Annotated in this window: 17 protein-coding genes; 11 read left to right on the top strand and 6 right to left on the bottom strand. The window is 70.3% G+C overall.

The genetic code is table 11. The annotated features are described in order from the left end of the window. Positions 1 to 22: 22 nt before the first annotated feature. A complete protein-coding gene (locus E1294_RS23675) occupies positions 23 to 298 on the top strand; it encodes a CopG family transcriptional regulator (protein ID WP_132511609.1) in 276 nt (91 codons plus the stop codon). Between the two features lie 148 nt (positions 299 to 446). Further along, a complete protein-coding gene (locus E1294_RS23670) occupies positions 447 to 719 on the top strand; it encodes a hypothetical protein (RefSeq protein ID WP_246083220.1) in 273 nt (90 codons plus the stop codon). Positions 720 to 767: 48 nt separating this feature from the next. Here E1294_RS23670 and E1294_RS23665 read toward each other — a convergent pair whose 3' ends face one another. Continuing rightward, positions 768 to 1874 (bottom strand): N-acetylglucosamine kinase, encoded by a 1107-nt coding sequence (locus E1294_RS23665; RefSeq protein ID WP_342775075.1) that lies wholly within the window; start codon positions 1872 to 1874, stop codon positions 768 to 770. Between the two features lie 82 nt (positions 1875 to 1956). Here E1294_RS23665 and E1294_RS23660 point away from each other — a divergent pair, with 82 nt between their 5' ends. The 5 genes from E1294_RS23660 to E1294_RS23640 are packed head-to-tail and all read left to right on the top strand — an operon-like array spanning position 1957 to position 6824. Continuing rightward, positions 1957 to 2826, top strand: a complete 870-nt coding sequence (locus E1294_RS23660; protein ID WP_132511605.1) for a MurR/RpiR family transcriptional regulator — start codon at positions 1957 to 1959, stop codon at positions 2824 to 2826. Further along, on the top strand, positions 2827 to 3561 hold the full coding sequence (locus E1294_RS23655) for a sugar isomerase domain-containing protein (RefSeq protein ID WP_132511603.1): 735 nt from the start codon (positions 2827 to 2829) through the stop codon (positions 3559 to 3561). Between the two features lie 19 nt (positions 3562 to 3580). Continuing rightward, positions 3581 to 4987, top strand: coding sequence for an N-acetylglucosamine/diacetylchitobiose ABC transporter substrate-binding protein (gene ngcE / locus E1294_RS23650; protein WP_132511601.1), 1407 nt, complete (start codon positions 3581 to 3583; stop codon positions 4985 to 4987). Further along, positions 4987 to 5898, top strand: a complete 912-nt coding sequence (locus tag E1294_RS23645; RefSeq protein WP_132511599.1) for a carbohydrate ABC transporter permease — start codon at positions 4987 to 4989, stop codon at positions 5896 to 5898. Before ngcE ends, E1294_RS23645 begins: the two co-directional genes overlap by 1 nt. 14 nt (positions 5899 to 5912) lie before the next feature. Then, positions 5913 to 6824 carry a carbohydrate ABC transporter permease gene (locus tag E1294_RS23640; protein ID WP_132511597.1) on the top strand — a complete coding sequence of 304 codons (912 nt, stop codon included), beginning with the start codon at positions 5913 to 5915 and terminating at the stop codon, positions 6822 to 6824. 45 nt (positions 6825 to 6869) lie between these two features. On the opposite strand, the gene E1294_RS23635 is transcribed toward E1294_RS23640, so the two are convergent. After that, positions 6870 to 8489, bottom strand: a complete 1620-nt coding sequence (locus E1294_RS23635; protein WP_425465219.1) for an RICIN domain-containing protein — start codon at positions 8487 to 8489, stop codon at positions 6870 to 6872. Between the two features lie 171 nt (positions 8490 to 8660). Between E1294_RS23635 and E1294_RS23630 the strand changes: the two genes are divergently transcribed. Next, positions 8661 to 9212 (top strand): GNAT family N-acetyltransferase, encoded by a 552-nt coding sequence (locus E1294_RS23630; RefSeq protein WP_132511595.1) that lies wholly within the window; start codon positions 8661 to 8663, stop codon positions 9210 to 9212. Positions 9213 to 9215: 3 nt separating this feature from the next. On the opposite strand, the gene metE is transcribed toward E1294_RS23630, so the two are convergent. Further along, positions 9216 to 11429: a 5-methyltetrahydropteroyltriglutamate--homocysteine S-methyltransferase gene (metE, locus tag E1294_RS23625; RefSeq protein ID WP_132511593.1), complete on the bottom strand. Its 2214-nt coding sequence runs from the start codon at positions 11427 to 11429 to the stop codon at positions 9216 to 9218. A gap of 61 nt (positions 11430 to 11490) precedes the next feature. On the opposite strand from metE, the gene E1294_RS23620 reads away from it, so the two are divergent. After that, the gene (locus E1294_RS23620; RefSeq protein ID WP_132511591.1) at positions 11491 to 12354 is read left to right on the top strand and encodes a LysR family transcriptional regulator; all 864 of its coding nucleotides are present in this window, start codon (positions 11491 to 11493) and stop codon (positions 12352 to 12354) included. A gap of 1 nt (position 12355) precedes the next feature. Here the strand turns inward: E1294_RS23620 and E1294_RS23615 are convergent, their stop codons facing one another. After that, positions 12356 to 13063, bottom strand: coding sequence for an SDR family NAD(P)-dependent oxidoreductase (locus E1294_RS23615; RefSeq protein WP_132511589.1), 708 nt, complete (start codon positions 13061 to 13063; stop codon positions 12356 to 12358). A gap of 103 nt (positions 13064 to 13166) precedes the next feature. On the opposite strand from E1294_RS23615, the gene E1294_RS23610 reads away from it, so the two are divergent. Then, a complete protein-coding gene (locus E1294_RS23610) occupies positions 13167 to 14006 on the top strand; it encodes a helix-turn-helix domain-containing protein (protein ID WP_132511587.1) in 840 nt (279 codons plus the stop codon). Positions 14007 to 14010: 4 nt separating this feature from the next. Here the strand turns inward: E1294_RS23610 and E1294_RS23605 are convergent, their stop codons facing one another. Both E1294_RS23605 and E1294_RS23600 read right to left on the bottom strand, forming a co-directional pair. Further along, positions 14011 to 14691, bottom strand: coding sequence for a DNA alkylation repair protein (locus E1294_RS23605; RefSeq protein ID WP_132511585.1), 681 nt, complete (start codon positions 14689 to 14691; stop codon positions 14011 to 14013). Continuing rightward, complete coding sequence (locus E1294_RS23600) at positions 14688 to 15356, bottom strand: TetR/AcrR family transcriptional regulator (protein WP_132511583.1); 669 nt, start codon at positions 15354 to 15356, stop codon at positions 14688 to 14690. Before E1294_RS23600 ends, E1294_RS23605 begins: the two co-directional genes overlap by 4 nt. Before the next feature lie 97 nt (positions 15357 to 15453). Here E1294_RS23600 and E1294_RS23595 point away from each other — a divergent pair. Beyond that, positions 15454 to 16300, top strand: an 847-nt coding sequence (locus E1294_RS23595; RefSeq protein WP_132511581.1) for an acetyl-CoA C-acyltransferase, incomplete at its 3' end; no start/stop codon positions are given.

Here is a 16300-nt window from a genome sequence, read left to right as displayed (position 1 = left end):
TACCTGGAGTATGGCCTCAAATATGGCCACCAAGAAGGTGACGGTGACGATTCCCGAGGAACTCGAGGAGATTCGTGCGGAGACGGGAGATCGGGGCCTGTCGGCGTACGTCGCCGAGGCTCTGCGCGTCAAACGGGACCGGGACAGGCTGCTGGAGCTGGTGGACTGGCTGGAGGAAGAATATGGCAGGGTCACCGAAGCCGAGCGCGCGGCGGTGACCGAGGAACTGGAACACCTCGACGCCGAGCACGACCGTCGCCGCCCCGGCGGAGTGAGCGACGCGGGGGCAGTTGCGTGAGCAAGCGAAGCGGTGAGCCCCGGCGGCCAACGTTGCGGATCTTCGTGTTCGACTGTCAAGCCCTGTCCCTAGCCGTGCGTGGCGACAGAAAATGATCGCTTGGCTGGATCTCGCGGCGCGGGGGCAGGCGGAGGTGGTGACGTCTCCAATGACGGTGATCGAGGCTCATGACGGCAGAATCACCGAGCAACGCTGGGACTGGGTGCTGTCCCGGCTCGACGTGGCCGCGATAGGGAAGGATCAGGCTCGGCAGACGCGAAGGTTCCTGGCCGATGCCAAGTTGCACGGCCACAAGCACGCGATCGACGCCGTGCTGGCCGTCATCGCGCGCCAGCAGGAAGGCCAGGTCACCACCTGCACCTCAGACGAGGATGACCTGGAGAAGCTGGTCCCCGACTCGATCGTCGTCAAGAAGATCTGATCGCCCCTGCGGCTGAAGAACCGACACCTTGAGCCCGTGGTGCCCCCGTCAGAAGGTGGTGGTGAAGGCGGTGTGCAGGGCCTTGGCGTCGGGCTCCGGGAGCAGGTCGCGGGCCGCCAGCCAGGCCGCCGCGCTCGCCGCGTCACCCGCCGTCGTGACCTGCTCGCCCGCGAGCAACTCCGTCACGGTCTGGCGCACCGGCCCTGGGCTGGTCAGCACGCTGCCTGCCAGCACCACGGGCCCTGACGCGTGCACCCTTCTGAGCGTGGCGACCAGGTGGCCGGCCGCCTCGCGCACGATCCCGGTGGCAAGCGGGTCGCCTTCCGACGCGGCCCGGCTGACCAGCGACGCCAACTTCGCCAGGCGCATGTGGTCGGCCTGCGCCAGGCGTACGATGCGGTCGGCGACGGCGCGCGGCGCGGCGGGCCGCTCGTCGCCGAGAAAGTGTTCGCCGACGAGGGCGACGAGCAGGCCGCTCCCGGCCCCCGCACCGCTCGCGCCAGGAGCGGGCTCGCGGTCCGTTCCCGTGCCAGGAGCGGGCTCGCGGTCCGCTCCCGCGCCAGAGCCGGGCCGGCGGTTCGCTTCCGCGTCAGGAGCCGGATCGCGGTCCGCGTCCGGCGCCGTGTGGTCCAGGGCCGCGACCGGCAGGCCGCGGTCGAAGGCGTCGACCACCGCCTTGGCGGCCTCGCGGCCGATCCAGAAGCCCGAGCCCGCGTCGCCCAGCAACCATCCCAGCCCGTCGGCGACCACGCCGAGCTCGAACCCGGCGATCCTGGCCGCGACCGCGCCCGTGCCCGACAGCAGCAGCGAGCCGTCCGGCTCGGGTGACCCCGCGGCGTAGGCGATCGGCACGTCGCCCATGTAACGCGGCCCCGCGGCGATGCCGTGCCCGGCCCAGACCTTCGCCAGCGCGGGCACCATCTCCTGGACGTGCCCCGCGACCCCGGCCAGCGAGGCGACCACCCGCGACCCGTCGAGGGAGCCGAGCGCCTGCCCGAGCGCGGTCGCGATCGCCGACACCGCCTTGGTCAGCCCGTGGGCGGTCGGATTGCCCGCGCCCGCCCGTGCATAGCCCACCCGCGTGCCGTCGAGCGTGTGAACAGCCACCCGCGTGGAGGTGGCTCCGGCATCGACACCGACGACTAGCGATTGCATCACGGACTGAGTCTGGGGCTTGACGTGGCCAGGAAGCAAGAATAATTTTCGCCAGAAGACCGAGTATTCGGAAGGAATATTCGTGACTTCAGGAGCGCTAGGGCGCGTCGAAACAGAGCTACCCGGTTTGCCCGAGGCACTGCGCAGGGTGGGCGAGGTGATTCTCGGCGATCCGGCCGAGGCCGCGCGGTCGACCATCATCGCGCTGGCCGAGCGCGCCGGCAGCTCGCCCGCCACCGTGACCAGGTTCTGCCGGGCGTTCGGCTTCTCCGGCTACGCCGAGCTGCGCGTCGCCCTCGCCACCGAGACCGGGCGGGCGGCGCAGGCGGGCTGGGGCGCGGGCGTCGGCCACGAGATCACCCCCGACGACCCGCTCGACGCGGCCATCGAGGTGATGGCCGCCGCCGACGTCCGGTTGATCCACGACACCGCCGCGCAACTCGACCTCGACGTGGTCGCCCAGGTGGCCGCCGCCGTCGTGGCCGCCCCGCGCGTCCTCATCGTCGGCGTCTCCACCAGCGGTAACGTCGCCACCATGTTCGAAGGCCGGCTGCGCCGCATCGGCGTCCCCTGCTGGAGCGCGGGAGACGCGCACGTGGCGCTGTCGGAGGCGGCGCTGCTCGAGGAGGGCGACGTGGCCATCGGCATCAGCCACAGGGGCCGCACCCGCGAGGTCATCGAGGCGCTGGCCGAGGCCGGCAGCCACGGCGCGCTGACGGTCGCCGTCACCTCTTTCGCCCGCTCCCCGCTGGCCGAGCTGGCCGAGCTGATGCTGACCACCGCCAGCAGGGAGACCACGTTCCGGCTCGGCGGGCTGGCCGCCGTCCACTCGCAACTGTTCGTGCTGGACGCCGTCTACGTGGCGATCGCCCAGAGCACGTACGAACGGACCAACGAGGCGTTCGAGCGAACGATCAGTGCCGTGGAAAGCCATCGGGTGGAGAGAGGCTAGATGACGTACGCAGACAAGGTCCTCGATCTGGCGCGCCAGGTCGCGGAGAGCCAGGCCGAGCCGGTGCGGAAGGCGGCGGCGCTGCTCGTGGCCTCGCTCAGGGCGGACGGCGTGGTCAACGCCTTCGGCTCCGGGCATTCCGAGGCCATCGCCATGGAGATCGCCGGACGGGCCGGCGGCCTCGTCCCCAGCAACCGCCTCTCGCCGAGAGACCTCGTCCTGTACGGCGGGCAGCCGCCCGGCGTGCTGACCCCGGAGCTGGAACGCGACCCGGCCGTCGCGCGGCAGATCTACGACCTGGCGCCGGTCGCGCCGCAGGACGTGTTCGTGCTGATCTCCAGCTCTGGCGTGAACGGCACGGTCGTCGAGCTGGCGAGGATCGTCAAGGACCAGGGCCATCCCATGATCGCGCTGACCTCGGTCAAGCACAGCACCCAGATGACCTCGCGCCACCCGTCGGGCGGCAAGCTGCTCGACCTGGCCGACGTCGTGCTGGACAACGGCGCGCCGTACGGCGACGCCCTTCTCGACCTGCCAGGAGGCGGCAGCTACGGTGCGGTCTCCACGATCACCTCCGCGCTGCTCGCGCAGATGGTGGTCACCGAGGCGGTGGACGAGCTCGTCGCGATGGGCGAGACGCCTCCCATCTACCTGTCGGCCAACGTGGCGGGCGGGGACGAGCACAACAAGGCGCTGGAGAGCCGCTACGCAGGGCGTATCAGGCGCGGAGCATGAAAAGTCAGGAGCAGTAACCATGCCCAACACCCCCCAAATCACCAGGCGCGAGCTTCTTCGCGGTGCCGCTCTCGTGCCCGTGGCGGGCGCGCTCGCCGCGTGCGCGACCCCTGCCTCCCAGCCCGCGCCCTCCTCGGCGGCGCCGGCCGCCACCAGCGCGGCCAACCCGTTCGGCGTGGGTGACAAACCCCTCGAGGTGTGGATCTTCGACGGAGGCTTCGGCCAGGCCTACGCCACGGACATCCACCAGCCGCTGTTCAAGAGCAAGTACGCGAACGTCGAGATCAAGCACAACTCCACCAAGGAGATCACCAAGGTCCTCCAGCCGCGCTTCGCCGGGGGAAACCCTCCCGAGGTGATCGACAACTCCGGCGCCAACTTCATGGACTTCGGCGCCCTCTCCCAGGACGGGCAGCTGCAGGACCTGACGCCGCTGCTCGACGCGCCCTCGTGGGACGACCCCAACGTCAAGGTGCGCGACCTCCTGGACCAGGCGGTGATCGACATCGGCACCTACGACGGCAAGTTCAGCGTCCTCGGCTACGTCAACTACATCCACGGCATCTGGTATTCGCAGAAGGTCTTCACGGACAACGGCTGGGAGGTTCCGAAGACCTGGGACGCGTTCCTCGCGCTGTGCGAGACCGTCAAGAAGTCGGGCGAGATGGCGCCCTTCACCTACGCCGGCAAGCATCCGCAGTACTTGTACGAGCCGCTGCTCACCATGGCCGCGAAGATCGGCGGCAAGGAGGTGCTGGTCAACATCGACAACCTGGAAGATGGCGCCTGGACCGCCGAGCCCGTGCGGACCGCCGCCGAGCGCTGGGCCGAGGTGGGCGCCAAATATCTCATGCAGGGCACCGCCGGCCTCGACCACGTGCAGACGCAGACCGCCCAGAACAAGAACCAGGTGGCCATGCTGCCCTGCGGCTCGTGGCTGGAGAACGAGCAGAAGACCACCACGCCGGACGACTTCGCGTACGCGATGTTCCCCCTCCCCGACATCACCGGCTCCGACGCGATGCCGTACGGCACCCTGCACACCCAGCCCGGCGAGAACTTCATCGTCTCCGCCAAGAGCGCCCACCCGCAGGCCGGCGTGGAATATCTGCGCGCCATGTTGTCGAAGAAGGCGGCCGGCGACTTCAGCGAGCTGGTCACCACGGTCACGGTGGTCAAGGGCGCCAGCGAGGGCCGCGACATCTCACCGGGCGTCACCAGCGCCTCCAGGGCGGTCGCCGACGCGGGCGAGAACACCGTCTACTACCGCTGGGACAAGTGGTACGGGCCGCTCAACGACGAGGCCAAGGCCGCCACCGGCGAGCTCATGTCCGGCCGGCTGACCGCGAAGGCGTACCTCGAGCGCGTCCAGAAGAAGGCCGACGAGATCAAGAACGACTCCTCCATCAAGAAGTACAAGCGCTGATGCTGTTCAACAGGTATCGCCGTGGGCTGTTCATCACCTCGTTCCTGGCAGCCCCGGTGATTCTCTACCTGGTCTACGTGATCTCGCCGTACATCCAGGCGTTCTACATCGCGATGACCGACTGGCGCGGCGTGACGGCCGCGCCGACGTTCATCGGGCTCGACAACTTCCAGCGGTTGCTGGGTGACAGCGTCTTCTGGAAGGCGGTCACCCACAACGGCGCCCTGCTCGTGCTGCTGCCGCTGATCACGATCGTCATCGCCCTGTTCTTCGCCTTCCTGCTCAACGTGGGAGGGCGGCAGGGCGTGTCGGGCATTCCCGGGTCCGGCTTCTACCGGGTGGTCTTCTTCTTCCCGCAGGTCCTGGCCGTCACCATCGTGGCGGTGCTCTTCCAGCAGGTGTTCCGGCCCGACGGCAGCGGCATGCTGAACGCCCCGCTGATGGGGCTCGGGCTCGACGCGATCGGGTTCCTGTCCGACCCTGATATCGCGTTCTGGTCGGTGCTCGGCGTCCTGGTCTGGCAGGCGGTCGGCTTCTACGTCGTGCTGTTCTCGGCCGGGCTGGCGGGCATCCCCAAGGACATGTTCGAGGCCGCCCAGATCGACGGGGCCAACCGGATCACCCTGTTCTTCCGCATCACGCTTCCGCTGCTGTGGGACACCGTCCAGGTCGCCTGGGTCTATCTGGGCATCCTCGCCATGGACGCCTTCGCGATCGTCTGGGTGATGACCGACCAGCAGGGCGGGCCCGACTGGTCGACCACGGTCATGCCGGCCGAGATCTACCGCAACGCCTTCGAATACTTCCGGTTCGGCTACGCCTCCGCCCTTGGCGTGGTGATGTTCTTCTTCACCGTCGGCTTCGCGATCCTGTCGCTGCGCCTGTCGCGGCGCGAACGAATCGAGTACTGAGAGAGATGGCTACGATGACCCCCGCGACCACAGGGGCGCCTTCGAGAAGCGCCGCCCGCGCGGAGCGGCGGCGGCGGCTGGGGCCGCTGGGCGTGCTGACGCACCTGACGCTGGCGATCTGGACTCTCCTCGTGACGGTGCCGATCATCTGGACCTTCCTGGCCTCGGTCAAGAGCGAGGACGAGATCTTCGGCCACGCGTGGTCGCTCCCGGCCACGTTGCGCTGGGACAACTTCGCCAGGGCCTGGGAGCAGGCCCACATCGGCAAGTACATGCTCAACAGCGTCATCGTGGTGTCGTTCAGCACGTTCGGCACGATGCTCATCGGCTCTATGGCGGCGTACGTGCTGGCGCGCTACCCCTTCCGCGGCAACCGGGCGATCTACATGTTGTTCGTCTCGGGCCTGGCCTTCCCGTTCTTCCTGGCACTGACCCCGCTGTTCTTCGTGGTCCAGAACATGGGCAACATACCGGTGATCGGGCAGTTCATCGGGCTGAACACGTACGCGGGCGCGGTGCTGGTGTACATCGCCTATTCGATGCCGTTCACCATCTTCTTCCTGGCCGCCTTCTTCCGCACGCTGCCGACGGCGGTCGGCGAGGCTGCGATGGTGGACGGGGCATCGCACACCAGGGTCTTCTTCCAGATCATGCTCCCGATGGCCAAGCCCGGCATCATCAGCATCACGATCTTCAACATCCTGGGTCAGTGGAACCAGTACCAAAAGCCCCTGATCCTGCTCCAGGACCGCGACAAGTGGGTGCTCACCCAGGGCATCGCCGACATCTCCACCGCCGCCGGATACGACGCGGACTGGGCGGCCCTGTTCGCCGCCCTCACCCTGGCCATCCTGCCCATGCTGGTCGTCTACGTGGTCTTCCAGCGGCAGATCCAGTCCGGTCTGACCTCGGGAGCGCTGAAGTGACCCGGGCGAGGCCGCGCCGGAACGCGGCCTCGCCCACAGGGCGCGTCAACAACGGTTGATCTGCGAGTTCACCAGCTCGATGTTACGGATGACGATGTTGTTGCCGCACGGGTTCTCGTTGATGGCGGAGTTGGTCAGCGTCAGGTTCTGCAGCGTGATGTCCGACGTCACGGGGAACTCGCTGCGGGCGGCGATGCGGATGTCGGAGCCGTTCACGGTGCCGCTCTGGGCGGCGATGGTGACGTTGTAGCAGTTCTCGATCAGGATCGAGTTGCTGCCGGTCTGGGCGATGTCCACGCGGTCGATGACGGCGCCGCCGCTCTCCGAGACGCAGAAGACACCGCGTCCGCCGCCCCTGGCGACGACGGTGCCGACCCGGACGTTGGTCGGGTAGCCACTGCCGATGCGGCCGTTGCGGTTGGCCATGCGGAAGGCCGCGTACCCGGTGCCGGTGCCGGCGCCCTGGGCGTCGACGGTGCCGACCGTGGCGTTGATCGTGTCGTTGAGCAGCAGGCCCGACTCGCCGGTGTTGCGCGCCGTGACGGTGCCGATGGTGATGCCGTCCACGCCGTACGTCTCGACGCCGTGGCTGCTGCCGCCGGAGGCGTACACGCTGTCGATGCGCACGTTGCGGGTGCGGACGTTCCTGTTGGCGTGGTTGTCGATGCGGACGCCGAGCCCGGACGACCCGAGCCGCAGGTCGAGCCGGCCGAGCGTGATGTTGGTGCCATTGCGGACGAACACCCCGAAGTACGGGTTGCCGGTCACGTTGAGGTGGGTGACCTCGACGTCGGTGACGTTCTGGACGCGTACGGCCGCGTTGTTGGCGCTGATGCTCCCCGACACGTTGATCGTGCCGCAGACCTCGAGGACGGTGTAGCTGGGCAGGTCAAGCGACTGGTTGGCGTTCATCGAGCCGGAGCCGCGGACGATCACCTTCTGCTTGGAGGTGCGGCCGGACGTCAGGCTGCCCACAGCCGCGCGCATGGCCTCGATCATGCTGCCGCCGGTGTAGAGGGTGGTGCCGCCGTTCCTGGCCGTCCAGGTGCTGCCGTTGAGCACGGCCTCGGCGTTGAACGACCCGCTGCCGCAGTCGCCGGACCCGCCGCCGCCCATCTTGACGAGCTGCCACTGCTGGTTGGCGCCGCCGAGGTCGTCCCACTGGGAGATGCGGCCGCCGTCCGCGGTGGACCACTCCCAGACCTCCAGGGCCTTGCCGCTGTTGCGGTTGATCAGCCGGACGTGGCCGCCGTCGGAGTCGGCCAGGCGGAACTGCTGGTTGGCGGCGTTCAGGTCGGCCCACTGGACGATCTCCGCGCCGCCCTCGGCTGACCACTCGTAGACGTCCAGCACCTTGCCGCTGTGGCGCGACTTGAGCCGGTAGTAGCCGTCGCCCGAGCTGACGAACTGCCACTGCTGCTGGTTTCCGTCGTTGCGGGCCCACTGCACGATCGGCGCGCCGTCGCCGGTCGCGAAGTCGTACAGGTCGAGGGCCTTGCCGCTGTGCCGGTTGACCAGCACGTACCAGGCGCTGGTGTCGACGCTGGCCGCGCTCGCGGGCGGCGGCTGCGCGACGACGGCGCCGGTCAGGGCGAGGATCGCCGCCGCCAGGACGGCGAGCAGGCGCCGCCAGCCCTGTCCGGTGGCCTGAGGTAAGGATCTCACTGTCTGCTCCCATCCGAAGGAAAGCGCTTTCCTGGGATTAGATCAGCGAGCGCCCGGGACATAGTCAAGCGAGCAGGCGCCGCCAGGCCCCCTGCCTGCCCAAACCTGGTGAAACTTTCAGCGGCGGTAATCGGTTCGCTGCGGGCGGGCGCGGTCTGGTTGACTGCTGCAATGGTATCGATCTGGGTGGGCGAGCGCGTACGCCTGCGCGCCAGGGAGCCGACGGACTGGGAGGCGTTCCAGGCCTTCGACGAGCACTCTGACGCGGTCAGGAACGCCTGGCGGATCGAGCCGCCCATGTCGGCCGCCCGCATGAAGAAGCGGATGGCCGAGGAGGCCGAGCAGGATGCCGATCTCGACGAGTTCTCGCTCGTGATCGCCGCCAAGGACGGCAACGCCCCGGTCGGATCGCTCCTCACTCACGGGGCCGACCGCGTCCATGGCGTCTTCCTTTACGGCATCGCCATCGGCACGCCGCACCACCGTATGGGCTACGCCACCGAGGCCCTCCTCCTGCTGCTGCGTTACATGTTCTACGAGCGCCGGTTCCAGAAGGCCGAGGCCAGGGTCTACTCCTCCAACGACGCGTCGCTGGCCCTGCACCGGCGGCTGGGCTTCGTCGAAGAGGGCCGCCGGCGCAGATGCCACTACGCGGGCGGCCGCTTCGACGACGAGGTGCTGTTCGGCATGACGATCGAGGAGTTCACCGAGCGCCACGCCTGAGCCTCACAACGCGTCGCGCAGTTCGCGGGCGGCCGCGACCACGTTCGCCAGCGACGCCTCCACCTGCTCGTACGTCCGCGTCTTCAGCCCGCAGTCCGGGTTGACCCACACGCGCTCCGCGGGCAGCACCGCCAGCGTCGCGCGCAGCAGCTCCTCGACCTCCGCCGCGCTCGGCACGCGCGGCGAGTGGATGTCGTAGACGCCCGGCCCGAGCCCGCGCCCGAACGCCTTCACCGCTCCCAGGATCCTGCCTCCCGACCGGGCCGACTCGATGGTGGTCACGTCGGCGTCCAGGCCGTCGATGGCGGCCAGGATCTGGTCGGCGTCCGAATAGCACAGGTGCGTGTGGATCTGCGTGCGGTCGCTCGCCCCCGACGTGGCCCTCCGGTACGTCGCCACCGCCCACTCCAGGTAGTCGTCCTGCGCGGCCCGCCGCAGCGGCAGCAGCTCACGCAGCGCCGGCTCGTCCACCTGGATGATCTTCACCCCGGCGGCCTCAAGGTCGCTCACCTCCTCGCGCACCGCGTCGGCCACCTGGAACACCACGTCACGCAGCGGCAGGTCGTCGCGGACGAACGACCAGGCCACGATCGTGACGGGCCCGGTGAGCATGCCCTTGACCGCTTTGCCGGTGAGCGACTGCGCATAGGCCGCCCACCGGACGGTGATCGGCGAAGGACGGCCGACGTCGCCGTGCAGGATCGGCGGCCGGGTGCAGCGCGACCCGTACGACTGGACCCAGCCGTTGGCGGTGACGGCGAAACCGTCGAGGTGCTCGGCGAAATACTGGACCATGTCGTTGCGCTCCGGCTCCCCGTGCACGAGGACGTCGAGGCCGAGCCCCTCCTGCAGCCGGATGACCCGCTCGATCTCGGCCTCGACCCGCCGCTCGTAGTCCTCCCGCGACAGCGTGCCCGCCGCGACCGCCGCCCTGGCCGCGCGGAGCGCGCCGGTCTGCGGGAACGACCCGATCGTGGTGGTCGGCAGCGGAGGCAGCCGCAGGCGCTCGGCCTGGGCCGCCGCGCGCTCCGCGTACGGGCCGCGCCCCTCCGCCGCCACGGGCGCGGGCAGCGCCACGGACGGCGCCACGGACGGCGCCACGGACGGCGCCACGGACGGCGCCACGGACGGCGCCACGGACGGCGCGGCCGGGACGAGACCGGCGGTGGACGAGGGGAAGGCGGTCCGCGAGAGCGCCACCACCTCGGCCACCTTCTGCTCGGCGAACGCCAGCCGCTCCTTCAGCGCCGGATCCAGCCGGGGCTCGGCCGCCACGTCGTAGGGCACGTGCAGCAGCGAGCACGAGGTGCTCACCGTCACCCGCCCGGCGCGTACGCCGGCCAGCGCCGCCAGCGCCCGCTCGGGCGAGGTGCGCCACACGTCGCGCCCCGACACGACACCCGCGACCACGGTCTTGCCCGGCAGGTCGATTCCCGGCACGCCGCCCCTGACCAGGTCGACGCCGATGGCCTCCACCGGCGTGCCGGCCAGCACCGGCAGCGCCTCTCCCGTCTCACCGAAGTACGTGGCCACGAACAACCCCGGCCGCGCACCGGCGGCCCCCAGCCGCTCGTACGCGGTCCGTACGGCGGCCAGCTCCTCCGGCGTCCGGTCGGCCACCAGCGCCGGCTCGTCGAGCTGCACCCATGCGACGCCCTCCGCGGCGAGCACGGACAGCAGCTCCTCGTAGCAGGCGAGCACCTCGTCCAGCCGGTCGAGGGCCGAGGCCAGCAGCAGGAACGTCACCGGCCCCACCACCACGGGCCGCGTCTCGTACCCCAGCGCCCGCGCCTCCCGCACCTCGGACAGCGGCTTGCCCGGGTCGAGCTCGAACACCGTGTCGGGCCCGATCTCCGGCACGATGTAGTGGTAGTTCGTGTCGAACCATTTCGTCATCCGCAGCGGGGCCAACTGCTCGGTGCCCCTGGCCATCGCGAAATAGGGGTCGTCCGCGTCGCGATAGCGCGCCGGCACCGCGCCCAGCAGCACGGCCGTGTCCAGCACCTGGTCGTACATCGAGAAGGTGTTGCTCGGCAGCCCCTCCAACCCCAGCTCGGCCAGCCTGCGCCAGGTCCGCTCGCGGATCTCGGCGCCCACCCGGTCGAGATCGTCGCGGGTGGCGCGCCCGTCCCAGTAGGACTCCAGCGCCCGCTTCAGCTCCCTGTGCGGGCCGATCCGCGGGTATCCGAGCACCGTGGACGTGGGAAATGGGGACATCTTCCAGGCTCCCTAGGACGTGGATCAGATCGTTGAGATCCTGCCGAGTACCCCGCGCGTCATGCACTATGTATTGGTGCTGCTTATGCTCAGGGAGATCCATTGCTTTACCAGGGTGGCGGAACGGCTCAGCTTCTCCAGGGCCGCCGCCGACCTGGGGATGTCGCAGCCCGCCATGAGCCAGGCCATCACCCGTCTCGAACGCGCCACCGGCATCCAGCTCTTCCAGCGTACGGCCCGCGAGGTGCGGCTCACGGCGGAAGGCAGGGCGCTGCTCGCGCACGCGCGGCAGGTGATCGAGTCGGCCCGGGCGTTCACCGATGAGGCGGCGCGGCTGGCCCGGCCGACCATTCACCTTGCTTATCCTCCGCTCGTCGGCGCGCTCGCCGCGCGGATCGCCAGGCGGCTCGCGAGCCGCACCCCGGCGCTCGGCGTGGAGCTCCGGCCCGCAGGCCGGGGAGCGGCCGCGCAGGCGCTGGCGAGCGGTGAGATCTCCGCGGCCATCCTCGCCACCCCCGCTCCCGCGCAGTTCGTCACGGCCGCCCGGTTCCACGTCACCGTCGACCACCTGGCCGTCCCCTTGAGCCACCGGCTGGCGCCCTCGGCCAAGGTCGCCCCGGCAGAGCTGGGCGGCCAGGTGTTGCTCACGCCGTTCAGCCGGCCGTGGTCCGGGCTGCCCGGCCGCGCGCGCATGGTGGCCGACGACGACTTCGCCGCCGCGCTCGACCTGGTGGCGGCGGGCGCCGGGTTGCTGCCGATCCCGCACCTCCTGGCCAGGACCATCAAGCGGGACGACGTGCGCTTCGTGCCGCTCGACGCGGGCGACCTGCGCATCACCTACGCCCTGGCCTGGTCGAAGGAGCACGTCACACCGGAGCTGATGGCCCTGGTGCAGGCGGTCCAGGACGCCCTGTGGACCAGGTGACCTACCACGGGAGAGTGCCCGAGACGTCGAAGTACCCCCCGGTCGGACCGTCGGGGCCCACCTGCGCCATCCGTACGATGATCTCGGCGCCCTCCTCCACGGTCTGCGTGCCCGTGTGCCCGTTCAGGTCCGTCGCGGTGTAGCCGGGCTCCACCGCGTTGATCCGCATGCCGGGGAACGCCTTCGCGTACTGCACGGTGATCATGTTGACCGCGGCCTTCGACGCGGGATAGGCGACACCCGGGTAGGCGTACGCCGGCGTGCCCGCGGTGGTGACCCCGGCCAGCGACGCCAGGCCGCTGCTGACGTTGACGATGACGGGGGCCGCCGAGCGCCGCAGCAGCGGCAGGAAGGCGTGGGTGACGCGGACGACGCCGAAGACGTTCGTCTCGAACAGCGTGCGCATCATGCCGGCGGTCACGTCCGCGGCGCCGAAGACGCCTCCGTCAGGGGTGCGCCCTTCGACGCCCGCGTTGTTGACCAGCACGTCGAGCCCGCCGCCGGCCTCGATGGTCTTGGCCGCGGCCGCGACGGAGTCGTCGTCGGTGACGTCGAGCAGGACGAACCCCGCACCCAGCCGCTCGGCCGCCAGGCGCCCGCGTTCGGCGTCCCTGCTGCCGGCGTACACGGTGTGACCTGCTTCGATGAGCCGGCGGGCGGTCTCGAAGCCCAGGCCCTTGTTCGCTCCGGTGATCAGTGTTGTCGTCATGTCCTCAGCCTCCGGCGGGGCGGCCCCGGCCGGCCAGTGGCCCCGTTGTCCTGGGACCGCCAGTACCAGGCGAGCACACCGGTGCCACGTGCACACTGGTGGCATGACGCGGACGGAATTCGGGCAGGCGGTGCGGCGCTGGCGCGACCGGGTCTCGCCCGCGACGGTCGGGCTGCCCGGCGGCGGTCGCCGGCGCGCGGCCGGGCTGCGCCGCGAGGAGCTCGCCCTGCTGGCCGGGATCTCCGCCGACTACATCACCCGCCTCGAACAGGGCCGCGCCGTCAGCCCGTCGGCCCAGGTCGTCGAGGCGCTGGCGCGGGCGCTGCGGTTGTCGGCGGACGAGCGTTCCTACCTGTTCCGGATGGCCGGGCTTGAGCCGCCGGGGCCCGAGATGGTGCCCGGGTTCATCACTCCGAGCGTCCAGCGGCTGCTCGACAGGCTGGCCGGCACACCCGTCGGGGTCTACGACGCGGCCTGGACGCTGCTCCTGGCCAACCCGATGTACGCGGCGCTGATGGGCGATCCGTCCGGATGGCGGGGCGACGACCGCAACGGTGTGTGGCGCAACTTCGTCGGCCCCGGCGGCCGGGTGCGCCACACGCCCGAGGCACGGCGCGCGTTCGAGGCCGCGCTGGTCGCCGACCTGCGCGCCACCGCCGGGCGCTATCCCGCCGACCAGCAGGTGGGCCGCCTGATCGCGCGGTTGCGCGCGAGCAGCGACCGGTTCGCCGAGTTGTGGGACTCCGGCATCGTCGGCCGGCACGAGGCGGCGCGCAAAACGATCGAACATCCGCAGGTGGGCCCCGTGACGCTTGACTGCGACGTGCTCAGCGTGGCGGGTGGCGACCTGCGCATCATGGTCTACACCGCCGAGCCCGGCACCGACGACGCCGAACGCCTCGCGCTGCTGGCCGTCCTCGGCACCCAGACGCTCTTGGGATAGCGTCTCAGGTGGCGGGCAGGTTCTTCAGCGCCTCACGGCGGCTCAGGCCCGAGATGCCCTTGGCGTTGACGTAGCGTACGACCTCGGAGGGGTTGGTCTTGGCGTATTCGCGTAACGCCCAGCCGATGGCCTTGCGCGCGAAGAAGTCGTTGTCGGACAGGCTCGGCTCGATGCACGCGTAGAGCAGGGCCGTGTCGGTGCGCGCCTTGAAGCGGTTTTGGCAGAGGATCGCGGTGCGGCGTTTCCACAGGTCGGCGTCGTGGGCCCACTCCAGCATGAGCGGCCGCATGGTCTCGGGGAACGCGGCCAGCAGCCCGCCGACGCGGTGGGTGGCCAGCTCGTCGACGAGGTCCCACCAGGCGCCGGTGACGATCATCTCTTCGTACATCGGCACGGTGTAGAGGGTCTGGAACTCGCGGTAGTAGCGGTGGCCGGACAGCTCGACGGCGGCATAGCGCTCCTCGCGGTATTCGGCCTCCCGCCACAACGCCAGCACCGCCCGGCGCCACTCGGGCGCGGTCGCCAGGCGGTGCCCGGCGAACACCCGCCGCAGCGCCGTCCGCCGGGCCACGGCCTGGACGCCGAGGAACGGCAGCGCGGACTTCATGTAGGCGCGCATCGTCTCGGCCTTGGCCGGCTCGGCGACCTCCTGCAGTGCCAGCCGCACCGCCTTGCCGAGGCTCATTTCCGGTGCGTGGTGCGCTCGCCCGTGGCGAGCCCGTCGAACAACACGGTGATGTAGTGCTCGGCCAGGCCGCTCGTGTTGAGCCTGCCGCCGGGGCGGAACCAGCGGACCGCGACCCAGATGGTGTCGCGGATCATGCGGTAGGTCAGCTTGGGGTCGACGTCGGGCCGGAACAGCCCGGCCGCCTGGCCGGCCTTGATCTGCGCCACCCACATCTGCTCGACCTCGTCCTCGGCCTTGACGAGGTAGTTGAACCGGGGGAACTGGCGCAGATAGTTCCAGTCGTTCTGCATGACGGTGATCGCGGCGCGGTGGGGCTCGAGCGTGCCGAAGCCGATGCGGACCATCTCCGACAACACGGTGCGAGCGTCGCCACCGGACTCGAGGGCGGCGCGGTAGCGGGCGATGAGGTCGTCGAGGAAGGTGGAGAGCACCTCGTCGACGATCGTCTCCTTGGAGTCGAAGTGGTGGTAGAGACTTCCTGAGAGGATGCCGGCCTCGTCGGCGATCTCGCGGACGGTCGTGGCCTGGAAGCCCTTGCGCGCGAAGAGCTCCGCGGCGAGCTTGACGAGATGGTCGCGGCGCTCAGACGCCGACCCTGACGAGGTCGTGCGCTGGCGCTTGGCCGGGGTGGTCGCGGTGCCGGAGTTCTTTCGCGTGGTCACCTTCCCATTATGAAGCCTCAGACAATCGCTTGTTCACCTAACCTGCCCAGTTCATGCGGCGTTCCGCGCTAGACCAAGCGCTTGCTACGATGCGAGGATGAGCGAGGCGTACATCGTCGGAGCCGTCCGCACCCCCGTCGGGCGGAGGAACGGCGGACTGGCCGGAGCGCACCCCGCCGACCTCGGCGCCCACGTGCTCAAGGAGCTGATGCGCCGCACCGGCGCCGCCCCCTCGGCCGTCGAAGACGTGATCTTCGGCTGCGTCGACACCATCGGCCCGCAGGCCGGCGATGTCGCCCGCACCTGCTGGCTGGCCGCCGGCCTGCCCGAGGAGGTGCCGGGCGTCACGATCGACCGCCAGTGCGGCTCCTCCCAGCAGGCGTTGCACTTCGCCGCCCAGGCCGTGCTCTCCGGCACGAACGACCTGGTGGTGGCCGGCGGCGTGCAGAACATGAGCATGGTCCCCATCTCGGCCGCGATGCTCGCGGGCCGCCCGCTCGGGCACGAGACCCCCTTCGGGGGCTCCAAGGGCTGGGCCGAACGGTACGGCACGCGGGAGGTCTCGCAGTTCGCCGGGGCCGAGCAGATCGCCGCCCGCTGGCAGATCACCCGCGAGGAGATGGAGCGGTACGCGTACACGTCGCACCGGCGGGCCCTGCACGCCATCGAGGCCGGTCACTTCCGGCGCGAGATCGCCCCCTACGAGGGCGTCGCAGTGGACGAGGGCCCGCGCGCGGACACCTCGCCCGAGAAGATGGCCGGGCTCAAGCCCCTGGCCGAAGGCGGCAGGCTCACCGCAGCCCTGGCCTCCCAGATCTCCGACGGCGCCGCCGCCCTGCTCGTCGCCTCGCCCAGGGCCGTACGCGAACACGGCCTGACCCCGCGTGCCCGCGTGCACCACCTGTCGGCCCGGGGCGCCGACCCGATCATGATGCTCTCCGCCC

The sequence above is a fragment of the Nonomuraea diastatica genome (genome assembly GCF_004349015.1).
Taxonomy (GTDB): Bacteria; Actinomycetota; Actinomycetes; order Streptosporangiales; family Streptosporangiaceae; genus Nonomuraea; species Nonomuraea diastatica.
Note: the sequence above shows the minus strand (reverse complement) of the source record. Positions and strands in the feature narration are given on the sequence as shown.

Coding starts and splice junctions, on each gene's coding strand:
- E1294_RS23655 (WP_132511603.1), top strand. CDS start 2,827: ATGACGTACGCAGACAAGGTCCTCGATCTGGCGCGCCAGGTCGCGGAG.
- E1294_RS23670 (WP_246083220.1), top strand. CDS start 447: ATGACGGTGATCGAGGCTCATGACGGCAGAATCACCGAGCAACGCTGG.
- E1294_RS23610 (WP_132511587.1), top strand. CDS start 13,167: ATGACGCGGACGGAATTCGGGCAGGCGGTGCGGCGCTGGCGCGACCGG.
- E1294_RS23620 (WP_132511591.1), top strand. CDS start 11,491: ATGCACTATGTATTGGTGCTGCTTATGCTCAGGGAGATCCATTGCTTT.
- E1294_RS23630 (WP_132511595.1), top strand. CDS start 8,661: ATGGTATCGATCTGGGTGGGCGAGCGCGTACGCCTGCGCGCCAGGGAG.
- E1294_RS23640 (WP_132511597.1), top strand. CDS start 5,913: ATGACCCCCGCGACCACAGGGGCGCCTTCGAGAAGCGCCGCCCGCGCG.
- metE (WP_132511593.1), bottom strand. CDS start 11,429: ATGTCCCCATTTCCCACGTCCACGGTGCTCGGATACCCGCGGATCGGC.
- E1294_RS23665 (WP_342775075.1), bottom strand. CDS start 1,874: ATGCAATCGCTAGTCGTCGGTGTCGATGCCGGAGCCACCTCCACGCGG.
- E1294_RS23605 (WP_132511585.1), bottom strand. CDS start 14,691: ATGAGCCTCGGCAAGGCGGTGCGGCTGGCACTGCAGGAGGTCGCCGAG.
- E1294_RS23645 (WP_132511599.1), top strand. CDS start 4,987: ATGCTGTTCAACAGGTATCGCCGTGGGCTGTTCATCACCTCGTTCCTG.
- E1294_RS23675 (WP_132511609.1), top strand. CDS start 23: ATGGCCACCAAGAAGGTGACGGTGACGATTCCCGAGGAACTCGAGGAG.
- E1294_RS23615 (WP_132511589.1), bottom strand. CDS start 13,063: ATGACGACAACACTGATCACCGGAGCGAACAAGGGCCTGGGCTTCGAG.
- ngcE (WP_132511601.1), top strand. CDS start 3,581: ATGCCCAACACCCCCCAAATCACCAGGCGCGAGCTTCTTCGCGGTGCC.